This is a genomic window from Streptomyces sp. NPDC045968, from assembly GCF_056430475.1.
The window spans coordinates 1-22,470 of the sequence record NZ_JBWKLF010000020.1 but is presented as its reverse complement, the minus strand read 5'-3'; the positions used below and the strand labels follow the sequence as shown (position 1 = coordinate 22,470).

The window sequence follows — 22,470 nt, the reverse complement described above, 5'->3', positions numbered from 1 at the left end:
CGAGGGAGCAGCAGTGTCGCATTCGAGGCCCACCGAGCCGTACTACCTGGGTGAGAACCCTTCGCAGCCCGTTCCGTTCGACGGCGTGATAACCGCGTCGCACTACATCATGCCGCTCTTCGCGACGATGGACTGGAACCAGGTCCCGCGCGAGAAAGTGATCGAGAACATCCACAGCCTGCAGAACCCGGGCGGGAACATCAATGACGAGATCATGATGTACATCCATGTCCCGTACTGCAAATCGTTCTGCCATTACTGCAACTTCAACCGGTTCCACTATCCGAAGCAGGACTCGGAGCGCCTGGAGACGTACACCGATTACCTGATCAAGGAAATCGACTGGTACATGCGCCAGCCGTACGTACAGGAGCGCACGTTCACCGGCATCTACATCGGCGGCGGCAGCCCCTCCACGCTGCCCACCTCCGCGGTGGAGCGACTGAGCGAGCACCTGAGCAAGGTCGTGCCGAACTACGACTCGATCGAGAAGAGCTTCACCGGCGAGCCGCGCACCCTGCGCAGGCCGGGGCTGCTGGACGTCCTCAAGGACCACGGCTGGGACCGGATCACCTTCGGCGTCGAGACCCTCGACCCGGTGATCCACAAGAAGATCGGCCGGCACGACACCCGCGAGGACGTCGACGCGGTCTTCGACCGCATGCGCAGCATCGGCTTCGACGCCGACACCTGCGTCGACATGATGTACGACCTCCCCGGTCAGTCCCTGGTCGGCTTCCAGGACGAGCTGGCGGAGCTGGTCAGCTGCTACGACCCGAGCGAGATCGACCTCTTCACCACGATCTACCTGCCGTACCGGCCGCTTCACAAGATGATCCTGGACGGCCGGGTCGCGCAGCCCGGAAGCCCCTGGCAGCTGCTCTCCATGCGTGAGCACCTGTACGACTTCCTCACGGAGAAGGGCTACCACAACACCATCGCCGAGACCTGGTCGAAGAGCCCGGAGCCGTCGCAGTACCAGACGGCGCACTGTGCCCGCCAGGACATCATCGGCATCGGCTGCGCCGCGCGCGGCAACCTGCGGGACATGGTCTCGGTCAACCCGGAGAAGGTCGACGACTGGCAGAAGAACGTCGACGAGCACGGTGCCTCGACCGAGACCCTGCAGTCCATCGGGTACGACGGGGTCCTGGACCGGGTCATGGTGATGTTCCCCCGCTTCAAGCAGCTGGACAAGAGCTACCTGGCCGACTTCGGCGAGAAGGTCGAGCCGGAGGTGTTCGAGCGGGTCCTGAACGTCATCGACGGCCACCTCGAACGGAACGTGATCGAGGACGAGGGCGACAAGTTCAGCGTCACCAAGCTGGGCGTGATCTGGCACGGAAACCTGCAGACCGACTACCTGCGCCACGCCCTCAACACCCAGGGCGAGGTCCTCATCGAGCATCTGACCGAGACGAAGGAGAACTTCGACCGGGAGGACCGCTTCCAGGTCAACGAGGAGACCGTTTTCATCAAGGAGAACGACGTGCTGTACCCCAAGCTGATGAAGTGACATCGGTCCACGGACACCCGCTCCTTCCCCACCGGCCACGGAGGGGCCCCGGGTTCCCCGGGGCCCGGCGTCGGCATCGATGAGAGGACGAGCACGAACATGACGGATCAGGAGCGACACACCGCACCGGACGAGGCGATCCCGGAGCAGGCGCGGGCGGACGGTGCGGGACCGGCGACGGCGGGCCCGGAGCAGGACTGGGAGTCCGAGGAGTCCGTACGCGTACGGTCGTCGGGCGGCGCCGAGTTCGTGGTCCGGCTGCTGCGTGCGGAGCGGCCGGACGCCCCGGTGGCGCTCGTGGTCCCGGCGATGGGGGCGCGGGCACGGTTCTACGCCCCCTTCGCCCGCCGTCTGCACCGGGCGGGGCTGCACGTGGCGGTCACGGATCTGCGTGGCCAGGGCGACAGCACCCCGGTGGCGCGCCGCGGAGTGGCGTACGGCTACCGGGAGACGGTCGAGGACGACCTCCCCGCGGTCGTCCGTGCGGTCTCCGCGGAGCTCCCGCGTTCGCCGGTGGTGCTCGTCGGACACAGCCTCGGCGGCCAGCTCGCGCTGCTCAGCAGCGCGACCGGGCTCGCCGGGGTGCACGCCGTCGTGCTGACGGCAGCCGGGTCCGTCTGGTGGCGGGGATTCGGCTCGGTGCGCGGGCTCCGCAACCTGGTCGGCAGTCAGCTGTTCGCGGCGCTCGCGCTGGTGCTCGGCTACTGGCCGGGGGAACGGCTCGGCTTCGGTGGCACCCAGGCCACGGCGGTGATGCGGGACTGGGCGCGGCAGGGCCGCACCGGCCGATACACGCTGCGGGGGAGCGGCACCGATTACGAGGCGGCGCTCGCGCGGCTGAAGCTTCCCGTCCTCGCGGTCGGCGTGGACAACGACATTCTGGCGCCGCAGGGCGCGACGGACCATCTGCTGCGGAAGATCCCGGCCGCTCCGGTGAGCCGGTGGCACTACACCGAGGCCCTCGCCGGCGGACGCCGGCTGGACCACTTCCGCTGGGTCCGGCACAGCGACGGCCTGAGCGCGTACATCGCGGAGTGGATCTCCGGCACGCTCACCACCCCGCAGGGCGGCGCAGCCCGGCAGAACACACGGCAGGACCCGGCCGGCAACGGCCGCCCCGACGAAGGAGGACACTGAGGTGACCGCAGGCACCACACCGGCGCCCGGAGCAGAGCCGGTCGACGAGCGCAAGGGCCACGGGCCCGACATAGCCGTGGTCGGAGGTGGCTGGTCCGGCATCGCCGCGGCATGGCGTCTGCACTCCGCCGGCGCCTCGGTCACCCTCTACGACGACCAGGAGGAGCTGGGCGGCCGCTCGGCCGGCGTACCCGTCGGCCCCCGCACGCTCACCGCGGGCGGCAAGAACATCGGCCGCAAGTACGCGAACTTCCGCGACTTCACCCATGCCCTGGGCGCCGACGACTACGAGTTCTTCGGCATCAACTCCGCGCGCAGCGAGGGCGGCAAGCTGCGCACCATCGACAGCACCCGCCGCTTCTCCAGCATCTTCCAGCTGCTGCGCAAGCTGCCCGCCCGGGACATCTACCGGATGCTGCGGCTCGTACGAGTCATCCGCAGCCGCCGCGAGAACAGCTTCTGCGGCGGCCCGGACCTGGTGCGGATCGCCCGGAAGGCCGGCGACCCGCCGCTGTCCGAGTACTTCGGCAAGGGCATCCAGGAGAAGCTGGTCCGCTCGCTGACGGTCCGGATGAACGGCGCCGAGGCCGACGAAGTGCACCTGGAGTGCTTCGGTACGCACCTGGGGATGGTGCTGGACACCTTCGAGCAACTGAGCAGCGGCTTCGAGGAGTTGTTCGCCCAGCTCGCCAAGCAGATCACGGTACGCAGCAGCACCAGGGTGACCGCGTTGGACGTGGACGGCGGGCGGGTGACCGGTGTGGTCGCGCGGGAGCGCGGCGGCGAGGAGGTCCGGACCGGCCACGACGCCGTCGTGGTGGCCCTGCCCGGGCCTGCCGCCTCGGCGCTGCTCGAACCGCTGTCGGCGGGGCTGGCCGCGGAGCTGAGAGGCATCAACTACTTCCCCGCGGCGGTGGTGCTCGCGGAGTACGACCGGCCGGTCTTCGGCGAGCAGGTGCGGGCCGTCGTCCAGCCCGCGGACAGCCCGCTGAGCAACGCCGGTGCGTACGGGATCAACGACCGCCACATCATCCGCTACACCTTCAGCGGGCGTGCCTACCGTGCGGCCCACCGGGAGGACGCCGAACTGCTGGACCTCGCCGAGGAGCAGCTGGCGAAACACCTCGACCTCGACGGCGTCAACCGGGTCCGGGCGGTGACCAAGCGCTGGGAGCACGCCTATGTCGGCTACAGCCGGTACCACAGCGCCACCGTCCGGCGGATCGACCAGGAGCTGAAGCCCTTCGAGGGCCTCGCGCTGACCGGCGACTATCTGCGCGGCGCCTCCATCGAGGCGTGCTTCCGCGCGGCCTACGAGCGCACCGACGTGCTGCTGGCCCGGCTGGGCGCCCGGTCCGGGGGACGCTGATGGCTGATCTGGTGCTGCTGGAGACCCGGGGCACCGTCGCGGTGGTGACGCTCAACCGGCCGGACGCGGGCAACGCGATGGACCACGCGCTGCTCATCGAGCTGCGCGCGGTGACCGAACAGCTGCTGGAGACACCCGGGTTGGGCGGGGTTCTGCTCACCGGCGCGGGGAAGGACTTCTGCCGGGGCGGTGACCTGCGAGAGATGCGGGAGCGGCTCGACGATCCGGCGATCGACTCGGCGGCCTACAGCGACGAGCTGACCGGAATGCTCTCCGCCGCCGTACGGAACCTGCGCGCGCTCCCGTGCCCCGTGCTCGGCGCGGTCAACGGACAGGCGGCGGGTGCCGGGATGTCCCTGGCCCTCGCCTGCGATCTGCGGATCGTCTCCCGCAAGGCCGTGTTCCACTTCGCGTACGGGGCGATCGGCGCCTCCACGGACGGCGGGATGGCCTGGTTCCTGCCCCGGATCGTGGGCTACGCACGTGCCCTCGAACTCCTCCTCGAACAGCCGGTGATCCGGCCCCGGGCGGCCGCCGGGATGGGGCTGGTGTCCGCCGTCACCGAGCCCGACGAACTGCTGGACACCGCGCTGCACCGGCTCACGGTGCTGGCGGACGCCGCCCCGCACAGCATCCGCAGTGCCAAGCACCTGCTCGACTCCAGCCTCAGCTCCTCGCTGGAGGAGCATCTGACGGCGGAGAGCAGGGCGTTCGCGGCCGGGGCGGTCTCCGCCGACCTGCGGACCGGCATCGGCGCCCTGTTCGCGGGAGAGTCCCCTGAGTTCGTCGGCCGGTGACGGCCGGCACGGCCCTCTGGTGCAGGTGTGGTTCACCCGCCTGTGCGCCGACCCGCCGGGCCGGATGCCGCAGGAGACCAAACGCCGGGTGCGCGAGGCCACCCGGCGCTGGGTGCACGGTGTGGTCGCCCGTCGGCTCGCCGTGCCGCCCCGCGCGTTGCGCTGGGAACGGGACGACGGGGGCAAGCCGTTCGTCACCGCTCGCGGCCGCACCGTGCACCTCAGCTACAGCCACTCGGACGGCGTCGCCGGACTGGCCGTGTCGGAGGCCGCCCCGGTCGGCCTGGACGTGGAGCGGGTGCGGGAGCGCACGCACCTGGAGGCGCTGGCACAGGGGTGTCTGTCCGCCACCGAGTTCGCACAGTGGCGACGGCTTCCGGAGCGGATTGGGCCGGAGGCCTTCTGCCGGCTGTGGACGCGCAAGGAGGCCGTGCTCAAGGCGTGGGGGAGCGGGGTCCCCGCCCTGCTGGACCGGGTCGGCACGGCACTCGGGCCCGCGGGCGCCCCGGAGCCCGGGGGCGACGTGGGCGCCCCGGGGCCTCGCGGCGGCGGCGTGGTACCGATCGTGCACCTCCCCGCGGAACTCGGCCCGGCCGCCGGCTGGACGGTGCACGACGTGCCGGCGCCCCCGGGCCACCTCGCCGCCGTGGCCGTACGCGCGGCGGGGGCCCGCGTACGCATGGTTCCCACGCCGCTGAGTCCGACCGAGCACGACCACAGGGAAAGGCCATCCTCCGATGTCGCCCACCGATGAGAACGCTACCGAGAACGCCCCCGGGAGGGCTTCCGCGAACGCCTCCGGGAGCGCCGCGCAAGCCGCCGCTCCGTTGCGCCGGGCCATGGAGACGATCCGCTCGCTCCGCGCCCAGCTGGACGCCGCGCGCAGCACGCAGCGGGTGGCCGTCGTCGGCGCGGGGCTGCGCGCACCCGGCGGCATCGCCGACCGCGAGACGTACTGGCAGGCCCTGCTGGAGGCCCGCGACCTGACCGGTGAACTCCCGGACCAGCGGCGGGTCGCCGGCTCCTGGGACGGCCTGCTCTCCCGGGGCGGCTACCTGGACGACGTCCTCGGCTTCGACGCGGACTTCTTCGGCATCTCCCCCCGGGAGGCGCGCAACATGGACCCGCAGCACCGGCTGCTGCTGGAAGTGACGTGGGAGGCGTTCGAGGACGCGGCCATCGCGCCGGCGGCGGTCGCCGCGAGGACCGGGGTGTTCGTCGGCATCACCGGCCAGGACTACCGGACCTGGGCGACGGACGACCCGAGCCCTTCGTGGCTGATCGGCAACGGGCACTGCTTCTCGGCCGGCCGGATCGCCCACACGCTGGGCCTCCAGGGCCCGGCGCTGGCGATCGACACGGCCTGTTCCTCCTCGCTCGTCGCCGTGCATCAGGCATGCCGTGCGCTGGCCGCGGGCGACTGCGACGTGGCCGCCGCCGGGGGCGTGAACCTGGTGCTCGCCCCCCGCTCGACGACGGAGATCCAGCTCACCTCGGCGCTCTCCCCGGACGGCCGCTGCCGTCCGTTCGACGCGCGGGCCAACGGGTTCGTACGAGGTGAGGGCTGCGGGGTGCTGGTGCTGAAGCGGCTGGCCGACGCCGAGCGGGACGGGGACCGGATTCTCGCCGTACTTGAAGGCACCGGCGTCAACCACGACGGCGGCTCCACAGGCTTCACCGCGCCCAACATGCTGGCGCAGGCCCGGCTCATCGAGTCCGTGCTGGAGAGCGCCGGACTCACCGCATCCGACATCGGCTACCTGGAGGCCCACGGCACCGGGACCCCGCTGGGCGACCCGATCGAGCTGGCGGCCGCCCGGATGGCGCTGGGCACGACCGGCCGTACCTGGCACGTCGGTTCGGTGAAGTCCAACCTCGGGCACACCGAGGCGGCCGCGGGTGTGCTGGGGCTCCTCAAGGCGCTGCTGTGCCTTGAGCACCGGCGGATTCCGCCGCAGGCCGGGTTCGGGACGCTGAACCCGAGGATCGAGCTGGGCGACGGGCTGACCGTGCCACGGGAGGCGGTCCCCTGGGATCCGTCCGCGGGCCGGTGCGCGGGCGTCAGCTCGTTCGGCATGAGCGGGACCAACGCCCATGCGGTGCTCTCGCCGTACGAGCACACCCCGCCCCCGCACACCGGGGCTCCGAGCGGCTTCCTGGTGTCCGCGCACACGGAATCGGCACTGCGCACCCTGGCGGCCCACTACGAGGACCGGCTCCCGGACGTCGGCTACCCGGCGTTCGCACACACCGCGACCCACGGCCGCACCCGCCTCCGGCACGCCGTGTGGATCACCGCGGACGGTGTACGCGAGGCCCGCGAGGCGCTGACCGCGCTGGCCGCGGGCGCGGAACACGGCCGGATACAGCAGCTCAAGCCGGACGACCCGCTGCCGGAGCCGGTCGCGGACACCGGTCGCGCGGTGGTCTCGCTGCCGGGGTACCCCTGGGAGCGGCGTACCCACTCCATCCGCCCGCTCCCCACGGCCTGAGGCATGTGACGCGGGGTCACCACCGGCCTTCCGGGGGCCCGTCAACAGGTGCGAGCCCCGGGAGGGGCTCGCACCTGTTGACGTGTCCGGACGGCTACCGGATCACGCCGGTGCCGGCTCGGCCGGAACCGTGCTCGCGGGGGCCGGTTCCTGCGGGGCGGGCCCCGCCGGCCCCTCACTCGCCTGGTCCAGCAGCTCCGACAGCGCCGTGCCGAGGCGCGCGAGGCTGCCGTACTTCCACAGCAGCGTCGGGCTCAGCCGCAGGCCGAGAGCGGCCTCCAGCCGGTTGCGCAGCTCCAGCGACATCAGCGAGTCCATGCCGAGCGACCTCAGCGGTACGTCCCGGGCCAGCCGGTCCGAGGAGATGCGCAGCACCTGCGAGGCCTCGGCGCGCACCAGCTCCTCCACCAACTCGCGCCGGTGCTCCGGGGGCACGTTCCACAGGCCGGTCTCCGCGGCGGGCCCGTCCGTCTCCGCGAGCTGCTGCCAGCTCGCCAGCGCGGCGGCGGCCGGATAGGTCTCCAGCCAGCGCTGTACGTCGAGTGCCACGTACGCGACCACGTCCTCGTCGGTCTCGATGAACCGGCGCAGCGCCAGCCAGCACTCCTCGGCGGTCACGCTGCCCATGCCACGGTCCGCGAGCCGGCCGCCGCGCGCCGCGTCGAGGGCCGCGAGGCCGATCCCGGAGACCGGCCCCCACTGCACACTCAGGCCGGGCAGCCCGGCCCTGCGGCGCTCCCGAGCCAGCGCGTCCAGGCTGCTGTTGGCCGCGGCGTAGGCGGCCTGGCCCGCGGTGCCGACGAAGGCCGCGGCGGAGGAGAACAGCACGAACAGATCCAGTCCGTCCGCGGCGGTCAGCTCGTGCAGCACCCGGGCGCCGTCGGCCTTGGGGCGAAGGACCCGGTCGGTACGCGCGGGGTCGAGCCGCTCCACGGTGGCGTCGTCGAGGATGCCCGCCGCGTGGAAGACCCCGCGCAGCGGCGGCATCGTCGCCCGGATCTGCGTCAGCACGGTCCGCATCCGCTGGGCGTCCGTGACGTCCGCGGACCACACCTCGACCTGGGTGCCGGTCGCACGCAGCGCCTCGATCCGCTCCGGCTCACCCGGCTCCGAACGGCTCAGCAGGGCGATCGCACCCGCGCCGGAGGCGGCCAGGAACTCCGCCAGCGACATGCCGAGGGCGCCCGTCCCGCCGGTGATCAGATACGTGCCCCCCGCGCGGAACCGGCCACCGGGCAGCGGCTCGGGCCTCACCGCGATGCCGTCCGACGGGTGGGTGAGCACGAGCTTCCCGATGTGTTCACCCCGCGACATCGTGCGGAAGGCAGCCGCCGCCTCGGCGAACGGCGACGTCCGTACGGGGAGCGGCGCGAGCTCCCCGGTCCGCACCAGCTCCCAGACCGTGCCGAGCGCCCGCGCGAACCGTTCGGGGCGCCGCCGCAGCAGACCGGCGATGTCCACCGCGCTGACGGAGACCGACTTCTTGAACGCGCCGAGCTCGACGGAGGTCCCGTCGTGGATGTCCCGCTTGCCGACCTCGATGAACCGGCCGTCCTCGGCCAGTACCTCCAGGCCGAGCGGGATGGCCGCGCCCGACAGCGAGTTGAGCACGACGTCCACACCGCGGCCGCCGGTCGCCTCGCGCACACCCTCGGCCCAGTCCAGTCCACGCGAGTCGAAGACGTGCCGCACCCCGAGCTCGCGCAGCCGGTGCCGCTTCTCCGGGGTGCCCGCGGTGGCGATCACCTCGGCCCCGGCCCGCCGCGCGATCTGGAGCGCCGCCAGGCCGAGACCGCCGGTGGCGGAGTGGATGAGTACTGTCTCGCCCGGCTCCAGCCGTGCCAGGTGGACGAGCGAGTACCAGGCGGTGACCAGCACCATGGGCAGCGCGGCCGCCTCCGGCAGGCTGAGCCCCGCGGGTACCGGCAGCACGTGCCGGGCGTCCACCGTGACCTGCGTGGCGAGCGCCCCGAAGCCGCACGCCACCACCTGGTCGCCCACGGCGAGACCGGTCACCCCGGGGCCCACGGCCGCCACGGTGCCCGCGCATTCGAGCCCCAGGACGTCGCGGTCCGGCGAGGTGTCCGGGTACACGCCCAGCGCCTTCATCACATCGATGAAGTTGAGCGAGGCGGCCGCCACGTCCACCGCCACCTGCCCATCGGCGAGCGGTGCCCGGTCCAGCGGCAGGGCACACAGCGAGTCGAGGCTGCCCGCCCGGGAGATGCCCAGCCGGTACGGCTGTACTCCCGCACCCGTGCGGTGCGGCGCGGGAGCGGCCGGCGCCCCGCCGCGGACGCGCCGCCCGACGAGGCGCTCACCGCCCCGCAGCGCGACCCGGTCCTCGGTGGCACCGAGCTCCTCCAGCACCTCCGGGGAAAAGGCGTCGACCGTGATCAGCCGGGTGCCGAGCTGCGGGTGTTCCGCCTGCAGCACGGCCACGTATCCGTCGTAGAGCCCGGCTCCGGGGTCGCCGTCCCGGACCACCACCGCCAGCCGAACCGAGGGGTTCTCGGTGAGACAGCGGCGTACCAGATCCGTCAGTTCGGCGAGTCCCTGCCGGCCGTCCTCGGGAGCGACGAAGACCACCGTGCCGGCCGCGGCCAGATTCTCCGGGCCGGTCACCTCCGGGAGGGCCTCCGCCCGCCCGCGTACGACCACCGGGCCGGGGTCACCCGTCTCCCTCGGCCGCGGTGCGAACCGTGTGCGGAACACGTTCCGGACCAGGTCGTCGTCGTCCCCGCGGACCGGCAGATCCGCGAGGACCACGCCGTCGAAGTGGCCGACCTGGTGGTGCGCGGTGTCGAACACCGTCAGCTCGAAGCCCCGCTCCCCACGCCGGGCATGGACCAACAAGGCGGGTGCGTCGACCGCGTCGAGGACCGCCGAGCGGATCGCGACCGGCAGCGAGGGGCCGTCGCTCACCACGAGGGCGGCCTGCAGAACCGCGTCCCAGAGCACCGGGTGGAGCGCCCCCGCCAGCCGCCCCGAGGGACTTCCGCCCGGCAGCTCCACCGAGACCAGGGCCTCGCCGTCGCCGAGCCGGGCGCCGGTCACCGAGCGGAAGGCCGGACCGTAGGCCAGGCTCCGTTCCGTACAGCGCCGGTAGAACTCCTCCGCCGAGAGGTGGTCACCGTCGAGCAGATGTCCGGGGAAGGCATGGGCAACCGGCGGTCCGCCCCAGGAGGCCACCGCCCGGCAGTGCCGGGTCCAGCCGGTCTCGCCGCCGGAGGCCGCCGTCAGGATGCCCGCCGAGCCCGCGCCCGGGCGCCAGGTCACGCCGAGCCGCACCGGCTCCTCACCCACCGTCAGCGCCGCCGACAGGTCGACGTTCCGCAGCAGGAGAGGGCCCTCCGCCCGGTCGCGCAGCGCGTGCTGCATCAGCGCCAGATAGCCGCCCGCCGGGAAGAGCGCGGCGTCGTGCACCTGGTGGTCGGCCAGCCAGGGATGGTCCTGGACGGTGAGCCCGACGGCGTCCTCCCAGAGGCCGTTCGCCGTGGAGGGGGCCAGCCGCAGTTCCAGCCGCCCGTCGCGCGAGGAGGGCTGCAGCCCCTGTCGTACCCAGTAGCGCTCGCGCTGGAACGGGTAGGGCGGAGGCACCGCGGACGGCCGCCGGGCAGGGCGCGGACCGCAGGCCGGCAACCCGGACACGTACGCCTCGGCGAACGCCCGGACCAGGTCCTCGGGCCGTCCCTCGCCGCGGCGCAGCGTGCCCAGCACCACCGGCGGCTCCTCGCGGCCGGAGCCGAGCTGCCGCAGCGCGGTGCCGAGCCCCGGGTGCGGGCTGATTTCGACGAGGTGGCTGACGCCGTCGTCGAGAAGCTGGTCCACGGCCTCGGCGAACCGCACCCTGCTGCGCAGGTTGGCCGCCCAGTACCCGGCGCCGGTCTCGGTGCCGTCGAGCCATTTCAGGCCGACGGTGGACAGCATCGGCGTATGCGCGGCGCGCGGGACCACCGGGGCCAGCGCCTCGTGGATGGCCGGTCCGATCGCGTCGATCTGCGGGCTGTGCGACCCGTAGTCGACGTCGACCAGCCGGCAGAACACGTCGTCGGCCTCCAGGATCTCCTTCAGCAGCAGCACCGAGTCGGTGTCACCCGCCAGCACACAGGACCGCGGTCCGTTGTGCACCGCCAGCTCCACCAGCCCCTCGAAGCCCGCGAGGGCCTGCTGCGCACCGGCCGGGTCCAGGTCCACGGCGAGCATCCGGCCCTGACCGGCGACCTGCCGCAGCAGGGTGCTGCGTCTGCTCACCACCAGAGCGCCGTCCGCCAGCGAGAGAGCTCCGGAGACGGTGGCGGCGGCGATCTCGCCCTGGCTGTGGCCGACGATGACATCGGGGCGTACGCCCGCCCGCTCCCACGCCGCCGCCAGTGACACCGAGGTGGCCCACAACGCGGGCTGCACCCGGTCCACGCCCGTCAGGTCCGCGCGGCCGGTCACCAGGTCGCGCACGTCCCAGGAGACATGGCGGGAGAGCGCCTCCGCGCACAGGTCCATGGTCTCGGTGAAGGCGGCGTCGTGCCCGTACAGGCCGGCGCCCATGCCCGCCCACTGCGCACCCTGGCCCGGAAAGACGAACGCGACCTTGCCCTGTTCCCGGGCCCGGCCCGTCACCGCCTCCGTCAGCCCGGGGCCGAGCAGCGCACGGCGCTCCGGAAAGTGGTCGCGGTGCCAGGCGAGCGCCTGCGCCGTCTCCCGGGCGGACGCGCCGGACTTCAGCCGCGCCTCGACCTGCTCGGTGCGGCGGGCCAGCGCCTGGGCGTTGTGACCGCTCAGCGGTACGAGGAAGGGCGCGGCGGAGGGCTCCGTGGCCGGCTTCGCGGGCTCCGTCACCGGCTCGGCCGAGGGCGGGAGCGCGACGACGGCATGCGCGTTCGTGCCGCCCCAGCCGAAGGAGTTGACGCCGATCAGGCTGTCCGGCTCCAGGGGCAGCGGCTCCCTCGCCACGGCCAGGTTCAGCCCGTCGAAGTCGATGTCGGGGTTGAGTTCCTCGGCGTGCAGACTCGCCGGGACGGTGCCGTGCTCCAGTGCGAGCACCGCCTTGAAGAGCCCGGCCAGCCCCGCGGCCGGCTCCAGGTGGCCGATGTTGGTCTTGACGGAGCCGATGTGCAGCCGACCGCCGGTGCGGGCCGTTCCCAGCACCTCCCCGAGCGCGCCCGCCTCCGCGGCGTCACCGCGCACGGTGCCCGTGCCGTGCGCCTCGACGTAGGCGAGCCGCTCCGCCGGTACGCCGTCGGTGCCGTAGACCCGCCGCAGCAGCTCGCGCTGCGCCTGCGGGTTGGGGGTGACCAGGCTCTCCCCGCCACCGTCGTTGTTGACCGCGCTGGCGGCGATCACCGCGCGCACCCGGTCGCCGTCGCGCAGGGCGCGCTCGTACGACTTGAGGTAGACCGCGGCGACCCCCTCACCGCGTACGAAGCCGTCGGCGCCCGCGCCGAAGGCGTGGCAGCGGCCGGTCGGTGACAGACCGCCGAAGTGCGTGAGCCCGACGGTGACTTCGGGGGTCAGCATGAGGTTCGATCCGCCGACCAGCGCCGCCTCCACCTCACCGGACCGCAACGCCTGGCAGGCCTGGTGGAGCGCCACGAGTGAGGAGGAGCAGCTGCTCTCGATGGTCAGGCTGGGGCCGGTCAGCCCCAGGAAGTACGAGAGCCGGGCGGAGAGGATGTCGAGCGAGTTGCCGACGATGCTGTGCTGGGTCGCGCCGCCGGCGCTGTCCTTGCGGAGCAGCTCGTAGTCGTGCCAGAGCCCGCCCACGTACACCCCGGTGCGCGAGCCGCGGATTCCCGCGGCCACCTCGCCGGCGTCCTCCAGGGTGTGCCAGACGGTCTCCAGCATCAGCCGCTGCTGCGGGTCAAGGACCTCGGCCTCGCGCGGTGAGATCCCGAAGAACTCGGCGTCGAATTCAGCGACCCCGTCGATGAATCCGCCGACCCCCTGGATTTCCCGTGTCGGGTCGATTACCCGGTCCGGGTCCCAGCGTTCCCGCGGAACCGGGATCACCGCGTCGCCACCCTTGATGAGCAGTTCCCAGAACGCTTCCAGATCCGGTGCCTGTGGGAATCTTCCTGCCATTCCGACAATGGCGACCAGGTCGGCGGCGACCAGCTCGGACGGGGTGGTGCTCACAAAGCCCTCCTCTGTACCGCACTGCGGGCGTGCCCAGCCCTCAGGTTAGGAGCGCAGGCCAAAGCGTCACTAAAGCCTGACTAACGGTCCGCCAGGAACCCGATGCCGTATGGCATTTCGGCGGTCGGTCCGCTGACCTGCCGGCCTTTCGTGCGGTAGGGTTTTCGGTTGCGCAGGGAGCATTTCCGGGATCAGGCACGGCCGATCGGAGAGCGATGATTCACCGCACGAGCAGTTCTTCCGAACCCCTCTCCGAGCGGACCGGCGTGGGGGATTGGGTGTGTGACCGGGCATTGGTGAACCGTCTCGTCCGGGACGTGTATGGAACGGGTTCCACATTCAGCCGCAGCCCCTTCGACGAGCGGAAACTCGCCGATATACCGGAGTCCTCGGCAGAGGACGTCGGCCGTGCCTTCGCCGGTGTGCGGGAGGCACAGGAAAAGTGGGCGGCCGTCCCGGTACGGCGCCGCGCCCAGGTGCTGCTGAGGTTCCACGACCTCCTGCTCGCACGCCAGGAGGAGATCCTCGACCTCGTCCAGCTGGAGACCGGGAAGACGCGGCTGCACGCTCTGGAGGAGGTCCTCGCGTCCGTCGTGGTGGCCCGCCACTACGGCCGGGCGGCGCACTCCTATCTCAGGCCACGGCGCCGGGGCGGGGCGATCCCCGGGGTCACCAGGACGGCGGAGGTGCGTCACCCGGTGGGGGTGGTCGGCCAGATCGTCCCGTGGAACTACCCGCTCGCGCTCACCGTCAGCGACGCGCTGCCGGCGCTCGCGGCCGGCAACGGCGTGGTGACCAAGCCCGATACGCAGTCGGCGCTGAGCACGCTCTGGGTCCGGGAGCTGCTGGTGGAGGCGGGTCTGCCCCGGGAGGTGTGGGCCACCGTCATCGGCGAGGGGCCGGTCGTCGGCCGGGCCGTGGTGGAGCACGCGGACTACGCCTGCTTCACCGGCTCCACCCGTACGGGGCGCGAGGTCGGCCGGCAGGCGGCCGGCCGGCTCGTCGGCTGCTCGCTCGAACTCGGCGGCAAGAATGCCATGATCGTGTTCGAGGACGCCGATCTCGACCGGGCGGTGGACGGAGCGCTCCGGGGCTGCTTCGCCTCCGCCGGGCAGCTGTGCATGTCCATCGAGCGGCTCTATCTGCACGAGGCTGTGGCGGGGGAGTTCCTCGCCGCCTTCGCGGAGCGTACGGCAGCGCTGCGGCTCGGCGCGGGTCTCTCCTACGGTCCGGACATGGGCTCGCTCGTGTCCAGGCAGCAGCTGGGGACCGTGCGGGAGCACGTGGCGGACGCGGTGGCGAAGGGGGCCGAGGTGGTCGTCGGCGGGCGTCCGCGGCCGGACATAGGACCGCTGTTCCACGAACCCACCGTCCTGTCGGGGGTGGACGCCTCCATGCGGGTCTTCGCGGAGGAGACGTTCGGTCCCGTCGTCTCGGTCTACCGGTTCGCCGACGAGGGCGAGGCCGCCGAGCTCGCCAACGGCACCGACTACGGCCTCAACGCGAGCGTCTGGACCAGGGACGGGGCCCGCGGACGGGCCTTCGCGGCCCGGATGCGGACCGGCATGGTGAACGTGAACGAGAGCTATGCCTCCGCCTTCGGAAGCGTCGGGTCCCCGATGGGCGGCCGGAAGAACTCGGGTCTGGGCCGCCGGCACGGGGCAGAGGGCATCCAGCGTTTCACCGAGTCGCAGACCATCGCCCAGCAGCGGCTCCTGCCCATGGCGCCGTTCGCCCTCGGCCCGGTCAAGGTCGAGGGCGCCGGCTACGCCGCTTTCATGACGAGGAGCTTGCGGCTGCTGAAGCAGCTCCGGCTGCGCTGACGGCAGCGCGGCGCCCTGGATGCCTACCAGCGCACCGGCAGCCGCCGCACCCCCCGGATCAGCAGTCCGGGACGCCAGTCGAGCGCCGCCGGGTCGGTGTCCAGGGTCAGCCCGGGGCAGCGCTCCAGCAGCGTACGGATGGCGATCTGGGCCTCCAGCCGTCCCAGCGGGGCGCCGATGCAGTAGTGGACGCCATGGCCGAACGCGAGGTGGGACTGGGGGGAACGGTGGATGTCGAAGCTGTCGGGCAGCGGGAAGCGGGACGGATCGCGGTCGGCGGCCGCGAGCACCACCCGTACGATCGCACCCGCGGGAATCACCGTCCCGGCGAAGTCGATGTCCACCTCGGTGAAGCGGAAGGTCGACGTCTCGACCGGGCCGTCGTAGCGGAGCATCTCCTCCACGGCGCCGTCGAGAAGCGAGAAGTCGGCCTGGAGCGCCGCCTGTTGTGCCGGATTGCGGAGCAGCGAGAGCAGGCCGCCGGATATCAGGTTGGCGGTGGTCTCCTGCCCGGCGACCAGCAACAGGAAGGCCATGGCGATCAGCTCGTTGTGGGAGAGCCGGTCACCGTCCTCGGCGCGGGTCCTGATCAGGGCGCTGAGCAGGTCGTCGGCCAGTGCCGAGGATCGTTTCTCCTCGATCAGCTCGTCGAGGTACGTCTCCATGGCGGCGACCGCGGCCGCCGCGGACGCCGGGGAGGTCGGGGCGACGAAGTCGTTCGACCATCCGCGGAAGGCCTCGCGGTCCAGCTCGGGGACGCCGAGCAGCTCGCAGATCACGGTCATCGGGAGCGGGAACGCGAGGGAGTCCACCAGGTCCGCCCGGCGGTCCGGCCTCGCCGCCAGCTCGTCGACCAGCTCGTCGGTGAGCTCCTGGATGCGTGGCTGGAGCGAGGCCATCCTCCGCGCGGTGAACGCCTTGGCCACCAGCTTCCGCAGCCGGGTGTGGTCCGGCGGGTCGGTCTCCAGCAGGTTGGCGTCGATCGGTGACACCCGGTCGTTGTCCGAGTTGGGACGGGACTTGCGCCGCCAGTCCTTGTGCAGTCGGGGATCGGTGAGCGCGGCCCGGACGGCGTCGTACCCGACGATGAGCCACTGCTCGCCCTCGTCCGTCAGCACACGGTGCACGGGGCCGAGTTCACGTAACTTCGCGTAGAGCGGATAGGGGTCGGCGGTGAACTCGGCACCGTGCGCGGTGAGATCCACGATCTTGGTCATGCGGAGCACTCTAGACACGTGAGTGAGAAGCTGCGACCGCTTATAAGAGCCCTGTTTCCCGGAATTAAGGATTCCGGGAATTCGCAGGTTCTGGCACCGCTGAACCCCGACCGGCGGACGGGAGTTCGTCAGCCGGTCGGTGAAAGCACGGGCCTCGCGTCGAGATACGGATCGCGGACCAGGATCGACTGATGGAGCCGTTGAATGCGCTCACCGGGCTCCAGGCCGAGTTCCCGGACGAGCGCGTCGCGAACCGTGTGATAGGTCTGGAGCGATTCCGCCACCCGGCCGCTCCGGTACAGCGAGAGCATGAGCTGGGAATGGACGTCCTCCCACAGGGGGTATTCGGCGACCAGACCGCGGAGTTCACTGATGATGCCGGCATGCCGGCCCAGACTCAGCTCCAGGGTGATCCGCTGCTCCAGGGCGTCGATACGCTGCTCGTCCAGCTGCCGGGCGAAGTTCTCGAACACCGGAAGCCCCCGCAGATCGGCCAGGGCGGGGCCCCGCCAGAGGTCGCACGCGGACCTCCAGTTCGCCAGCGCCTCGTCCGTACGACCGGCGGCGGCAGCCGACTTGGCCAGGCCGGCCAGCGACTCGAAGGCATGGAGGTCCAGTTCCGAGGCCCCCAGCTCCAGCACGTAGCCGTGCGGTCTGGTGATCAGCCGGCCGGCGAGTCCCGCGTGCGTGTCGAGGTGCTTGCGGAGTTTGGAGACGTAGACCTGGAGCGCTGTACGCGCCGTGCGCGGAGGGTTTCCCGACCAGAGGGCGTTGATGATGAAGTCCCTGGAGACGGCGGTCCCGGACTTCACGCAGAGTAACGCCACAAGGGATCTGATCTTCGCGGGCTGCGGGGTGATCGAGTGGATGCCTTTGGTGATTTCCACCGGTCCTAATATGTGGAACTGAACGTTCACAGTGCCTATTTCCCCCCGTGTCGTTCGGCTGCTGACAGCTGACCGGGATCGCATGCTGCCAGAGGCCAGTGGCCCGAACAACCCCGAAGGGGCGATTTCAGGGTCGTGAGTCCTCCCGCTTTGTCCGAAGACTTCCGGTCTTCTTGGCGGTGAGGAGTCGTGGATTCACCGACGGAGCGCCCGGCCGGAGGGGGCAGGGGACGAACGCGACGTCCTATGGCCAAAGTTGTCTGAAATCGTTGATTCGGCCGAACTGTGTCCGTGACGTTTCGATGGCGGATCGAGCTCAAGGTTTCCTCAAGTGCATTGTGGCCGCGAAGCGCGGTAGGTAGGTTTTGCATGCCGACTCGTCCACATGTTCGATTTTGGATGCAGTCCCACCGGCCGTTGCAGCAACGAAGCTGCGAGCGGGAACCCGGCACTTGCCTTAGCTTCCAAGGTAGGTTGATCAACGGTCCAAGCTTTGCGAATGACACGGGGGCAACTCTATGGATCTGTTGGATCGCACGCGTGCACGGCAAGTCCTCAAGGGCATGGCCGCGCACGCGGCCGGGGGTGAAGGCCGGGCCGTGCTCGTCGCAGGCGCACACGGGATGGGCAAGACCGTTCTGCTCCGTGACGTCCAGGCCCACGCCGAGGCGGCAGGCGCGCTGGTTCTGACCGGTGTCGCCTCGCGTGCGGAGCGCGACGTGCCGATGGGCGTGATAGGCCAGTTGACGGGCGCCGGCGGTCTGCCGCCCAGTCAGGCCGCCGAACTGGCACGGTTGGTGGAGGCCGCTCAGCGGTTTCCCGCCGAGTACTGGGACTCCTCCCGGCTGCCGCCCTCCGAGGCCATCGCGGTGATCGACTCGATCCACGGGGTGATACGGCGGCTGGCCGAGCGCCAACCCGTCGTCATCACGGTCGATGACACCCACGAGATCGACCCGGCCTCCTTACATTGTCTGCTGTACGGGATACGACGGGTGGGACTCTCGCGCGTCCTCATCGTTCTCGGTGAGTGCGCCGAGGTCCCGGAGGCCGCCTCCACCCTGACGGCCGAGTTCGTCCGGAACCCCCGGTGCGCTCTGGTCCATCTGACGCCGCTGTCGCAGGAGTGCGTCGGGTCCTCGATCGCACGGCAGGCGGCCCGGCCGGAGGGCGCCCTCGGGATGCTGTCCGCCTGGCAGCGCGCCTCGGGAGGCAGCCCGCTGTTGCTGCAGGCGCTGCTGACGGACCGGCAGACGGCCACAGCGGACGGGTTCGGGTCCACGCCGGTCGCGGGAAAGGCGTTCGGACTGGCGGTCCGGTACCTGGTCAGCCAGGTGAGCGACTCAGTACGCCACATAGGCCACGGTCTCGCGCTGCTCGGCGAGGCGGCGACACCGGCCCGCGTCGAGCGGCTGATGAACCTGGCCGGCGGTGGTGCCACACCCGCGATCGCCGTCCTGGACACCATCGGGCTGACCAGCCAGGGGCGTTACAACCTGGAGGCGGCCCGGACGACCGTGCTGGCCGACGTGGCCCCCGCCCACCGCGCCGCGCTGCACCGCGAGGCCGCGCGCCTGCTGTACGAGGACGGGGCGGCGTCGGCGGTGGTCGCCAATCATCTGGCGGCGGGCGGCCCGGTGGACGACAGCTGGGCGCTCCCGACGCTCCTGCACGCGGCCGAGCAGGCCCTTCGCGACAACGACGCGCAAGGGGCCGTGACACTGCTGCGGGCGGCGCACGACGCGTGCAGGGACGATCGGCAACTGGCCGCGATCCGCTCCGAACTCGCTCAGGCGGAATGGGAGATGGACCCTGGCGCCGTCCGTCACCAGCTCGGCAGGATGCTGGACGACCACCGCTGCGGCCTTCTGGAGCCGCGCCACAGCATGCGGCTGGTCGGCCACCTCCTGTGGCACGGGCAGCCCCAGGAGGCGGCGGAGGTGTTCGCGGATCTCGACGTCGTCGAGGATCAGCTGGTGAGCGAGTCCAGGACCCGGCTGGAGACCCTGCGGATCTGGTTCGCCTATGTCTATCCGGCTCTGGGAGCGCGCTACGCCGGTTCCAGCGCACTCGGCAGTGCGATGTCGGACCCGTTTCCGAGGTCCGTCGACCCGGAGTCGGAAGGGGCGCTGCTTCTGCGCACCCTGCGGTCCGAGGGTCCTGTCAGCAGCGTCGCGGAGACCGCCGCGCGGCTCCTCCAGGGCATGGCCCTCCAGGACCCGCCCGTGGCGGCCGCCGGCGCGGCCCTGACCTCGCTGTTCGACGCCGCGTGGCTCGACGAGGCCGCCGAGTGGTGCGACGTGCTCTACCGGGACGCCGACCACCGGTCACCCACCGTCCGGGCGATCCTCGCCGCGGCCGGCGCCGCGGTGGAGACCCGGCTCGGAAACTTCGATGTGGCCAGGCGGCGGGCCGACGAGGCGCTGAACCTGCTGAGCCCGGCGGCATGGGGCATCGCGCTGTGCATCCCCCTGTCCGCCAAGGTGCTCGCGTGCACGGCGCAGGGCGACCGCGAGGGCGCGGCGGAGTGCTTCAGAATCCCTTTGCCCGACGCGATGTTCGAGACGGTGCCGGGGTTGCAGTACCTACAGGCGCGCGGCAGGTACCTCCTGTCGGTCGGGCGGTACCAGGCCGCCCTCGGCGACTTCTACGCCTGCCGTGACCTGATGGCCGCGTGGGATCTGAACTCCTCGGTGTCGCTGAGCTGGCAGGTGTACGCCGCTGAGGCGTTGATCGGGCTCGGGCACGAGAGGGAGGCCGACCAGTTGCTCGTCGCGTCGGGCGCGAAGCCGAGGACGGACGGCCGGCCTCCGCGCGAGCAGCCGGTGCCGCGGTTCGAACGGCTCGGCGGCACGCGGGTGCCGGTCCAGGCGAGGCGGGTGTTGCAGGACCGGACCAGGTGGCCCGGGACGGTACTGCGGGATGCCCGGGACGGCACGCAGAGGCTGGGCTCCAGGCGCGTCGAAGTCCTCAGCCGGGCCGAGCAGCGGGTCGCCATGCTGGCGTCCCAGGGGTGCACCAACCGGGAGATCGCCGAGGAACTGTTCGTCACGACGAGCACGGTCGAGCAGCATCTGACACGGACGTACCAGAAGCTCGAGATCCGGGGGAGGTCGGACCTTCCCGTGATCATGGGACTGCTGACGAGCGGGAAACCGGCCCGGAGCGGCAAGTAGCCCGGGCGGGGTTCCGTGGGCCGGGGCCACGGAACCCCGTTCCCCTACGCCCAGCAGCGGAACCCCTGACCACTCTTGCGGCCCAGCAGACCACCGGCGACCAGCTCTTCGAGGACGGGCGGCACGGCGAAGTCCGGTCCGGGGAACTCCGCGCGCAGGCGCCGCATGATGGCCAGCGAGACGTCGAGGCCGATGGTGTCCAGCAGGGTGAACGGCCCCATCGGATATCCGAATCCCCGCTCCACGGCGGCATCGGTCTCCTCGATCGAGCTGCCGTGGCGGTCCAGCGATCGGACGGCGTCACCGAGATAGGGGAAGAGCAGGTGATTCACGATGAAGCCGGCCCTGTCCTCGCACTCGACCGCGGTCCTGCCGAGCCGAGCACAGAAGGCCCGCGCGGCCGTGACCGCCTCGTCCCCGGTCGTGGCCGTGCGGGACAGCTCGACCAGCTTCATCGCGGGCGCCGGGTTGAAGAAGTGCAGACCCAGTACGTCCTGGGGCCGCCCTGAGGCGTCCGCGCAGGCCGCGACGGACAGGCTGGAGGTCGTGGTCGCCAGCAGAGCACCCGGCCGGCACACGGCGCCCAGCCGCGCGAACACGGACTGCTTCAGGGGGAGTTGCTCCGCAGTCGCCTCGATCACGAGGTCGCAGTCACCCAGCGCCGAGAAGCTGTCAGTGCCCTCGACCAGCCCGAGCGCTGCCGCCTTCTGCCCGGGTGTGACCCTGCCCCGTCGTACGGCGCGGGTCAGCGATGCGGCGATCGCCTCCACCGCCGCGTCCGCCTTCCCCGGGCTGCGGGCCACGAGGACCGTGCGCAGCCCGGCGACCGAGGCGACTTCCGCGATCCCCCGGGCCATCGTGCCCGAGCCCACGACGCCGACAAGTCCGATGCCCGTGGTGCCGGAGCCACCGCCCTCCCGGAGAGCGCCGGGCACGGACGGAGCACGCACCGTGCCGTCGGGCGCGCCGGTCTCGTCGTACCGGTAGAAGCCCTGTCCGGTCTTCCTGCCCAGCGCCCCGCTCCCCACCATGGAGCCGAGCAGCGGCGCGGGACGGTACGTGGCGTCGCCGGTGCGCTCCCACCGGTCCGTGAGCGTGGAATGCACGTGGTCCAGGCCCAGTTCGTCCAGGAGCCGCAGGGGTCCGAGCGGCTGACCGCAGCCCAGCCGCATCGCGGTGTCGATGGCGTCCCGGTCGGCGTATCCGTCCTCGATCATGGCCACGGCGCGGTTGAGGAAGCGGTACACCGAGGTGATCGCGTCGTCGCCCGCGCGTGCCCCGACCGTCGCCGGAGTCAGCCCGAGCGATGCCGTCAGGCCGTTGACCACGGCGACGGCCTCGGCGCGGTTCATGGCCGTGGTCACCACCTCGACAGCGGTCCCCGAGGCAGGGGGCCGCAGGAGGAGCAGTGCCAGGGTCCGGTCCGGCCTGCCGGATGCGGCGGCGAGCCGTACGAGGGGAAGCGCGGCGGTGGTGCTGACGAGGACCGTGTGCCGCGCGCACAGGGCGCCGATCCGGCGGAGCGTCTCCGTCTTGGCCGCCAGGTCCTCGGGCACGGCCTCGATGACGACGTCGGCCCTGGCCGTCGCCGCCAGGTCGGTCGTGAGGAAACAGCGGCCGCCACCGGGCTCTTCGACCGCCGCTGCGGCCTTCATCCGCCGGTCCACCCGTGCCACGACGTCCGGGTCGGTGTCGACACCGACGACATCATGGCCGGCCGCGTACAGCGCGCGCAGCAGGGGCTCTCCGACCGATCCCAGTCCCACGACGCCTACCACTGACGGGTTCATCGCCCTGCCTCCTGTGCCTTCGGCTCCGTCGGTGCCGGGCGGAAGCGGTTGATCGCGTCGATGTGCTGCTCGCGGAGTTCGTGGTCGCGGACGCCCAGGCCTTCGCGGGGGGCGAGGGCGAGGACGCCGACCTT

12 protein-coding genes are annotated in these 22,470 nt (G+C 71.7%); 8 read left to right on the top strand and 4 right to left on the bottom strand.

The genetic code is table 11. The features are described 5' to 3' along the window. Positions 1 to 13: 13 nt before the first annotated feature. The 6 genes from AC07FA_RS33685 to AC07FA_RS33660 all read left to right on the top strand — a co-directional run bounded on the left by AC07FA_RS33685 (position 14) and on the right by AC07FA_RS33660 (position 7,311). On the top strand, positions 14 to 1,516 hold the full coding sequence (locus tag AC07FA_RS33685; RefSeq protein WP_479080152.1) for a coproporphyrinogen-III oxidase family protein: 1,503 nt from the start codon (positions 14 to 16) through the stop codon (positions 1,514 to 1,516). A 99-nt stretch (positions 1,517 to 1,615) separates the two neighbouring features. After that, positions 1,616 to 2,653: an alpha/beta hydrolase family protein gene (locus tag AC07FA_RS33680; RefSeq protein WP_479080151.1), complete on the top strand. Its 1,038-nt coding sequence runs from the start codon at positions 1,616 to 1,618 to the stop codon at positions 2,651 to 2,653. Between the two features lies 1 nt (position 2,654). Further along, the gene (locus tag AC07FA_RS33675; RefSeq protein ID WP_479080150.1) at positions 2,655 to 4,022 is read left to right on the top strand and encodes a protoporphyrinogen/coproporphyrinogen oxidase; all 1,368 of its coding nucleotides are present in this window, start codon (positions 2,655 to 2,657) and stop codon (positions 4,020 to 4,022) included. Then, the gene (locus AC07FA_RS33670; protein ID WP_479080149.1) at positions 4,022 to 4,819 is read left to right on the top strand and encodes an enoyl-CoA hydratase/isomerase family protein; all 798 of its coding nucleotides are present in this window, start codon (positions 4,022 to 4,024) and stop codon (positions 4,817 to 4,819) included. Before AC07FA_RS33675 ends, AC07FA_RS33670 begins: the two co-directional genes overlap by 1 nt. Before the next feature lie 25 nt (positions 4,820 to 4,844). Next, positions 4,845 to 5,573 (top strand): 4'-phosphopantetheinyl transferase family protein, encoded by a 729-nt coding sequence (locus tag AC07FA_RS33665; protein ID WP_479080148.1) that lies wholly within the window; start codon positions 4,845 to 4,847, stop codon positions 5,571 to 5,573. Continuing rightward, on the top strand, positions 5,557 to 7,311 hold the full coding sequence (locus AC07FA_RS33660; protein WP_479080147.1) for a beta-ketoacyl synthase N-terminal-like domain-containing protein: 1,755 nt from the start codon (positions 5,557 to 5,559) through the stop codon (positions 7,309 to 7,311). The genes AC07FA_RS33665 and AC07FA_RS33660 overlap by 17 nt, the downstream gene beginning before the upstream one ends. A gap of 102 nt (positions 7,312 to 7,413) precedes the next feature. Here AC07FA_RS33660 and AC07FA_RS33655 read toward each other — a convergent pair whose 3' ends face one another. Beyond that, on the bottom strand, positions 7,414 to 13,443 hold the full coding sequence (locus tag AC07FA_RS33655; protein ID WP_479080146.1) for a type I polyketide synthase: 6,030 nt from the start codon (positions 13,441 to 13,443) through the stop codon (positions 7,414 to 7,416). Between the two features lie 215 nt (positions 13,444 to 13,658). Between AC07FA_RS33655 and AC07FA_RS33650 the strand changes: the two genes are divergently transcribed. Then, the gene (locus AC07FA_RS33650; protein ID WP_479080145.1) at positions 13,659 to 15,266 is read left to right on the top strand and encodes a succinic semialdehyde dehydrogenase; all 1,608 of its coding nucleotides are present in this window, start codon (positions 13,659 to 13,661) and stop codon (positions 15,264 to 15,266) included. A gap of 23 nt (positions 15,267 to 15,289) precedes the next feature. On the opposite strand, the gene AC07FA_RS33645 is transcribed toward AC07FA_RS33650, so the two are convergent. Together AC07FA_RS33645 and AC07FA_RS33640 are read right to left on the bottom strand one after the other, a co-directional pair. Then, positions 15,290 to 16,483, bottom strand: coding sequence for a cytochrome P450 family protein (locus AC07FA_RS33645; RefSeq protein WP_479080144.1), 1,194 nt, complete (start codon positions 16,481 to 16,483; stop codon positions 15,290 to 15,292). Positions 16,484 to 16,611: 128 nt separating this feature from the next. Further along, positions 16,612 to 17,370, bottom strand: coding sequence for an AfsR/SARP family transcriptional regulator (locus AC07FA_RS33640; RefSeq protein WP_479080143.1), 759 nt, complete (start codon positions 17,368 to 17,370; stop codon positions 16,612 to 16,614). A 518-nt stretch (positions 17,371 to 17,888) separates the two neighbouring features. Here AC07FA_RS33640 and AC07FA_RS33635 point away from each other — a divergent pair. After that, the gene (locus tag AC07FA_RS33635; protein ID WP_479080142.1) at positions 17,889 to 20,546 is read left to right on the top strand and encodes a helix-turn-helix transcriptional regulator; all 2,658 of its coding nucleotides are present in this window, start codon (positions 17,889 to 17,891) and stop codon (positions 20,544 to 20,546) included. Positions 20,547 to 20,590: 44 nt separating this feature from the next. Here AC07FA_RS33635 and AC07FA_RS33630 read toward each other — a convergent pair whose 3' ends face one another. Next, a complete protein-coding gene (locus tag AC07FA_RS33630) occupies positions 20,591 to 22,336 on the bottom strand; it encodes a 3-hydroxyacyl-CoA dehydrogenase family protein (protein WP_479080141.1) in 1,746 nt (581 codons plus the stop codon). Positions 22,337 to 22,470: the final 134 nt, after the last annotated feature.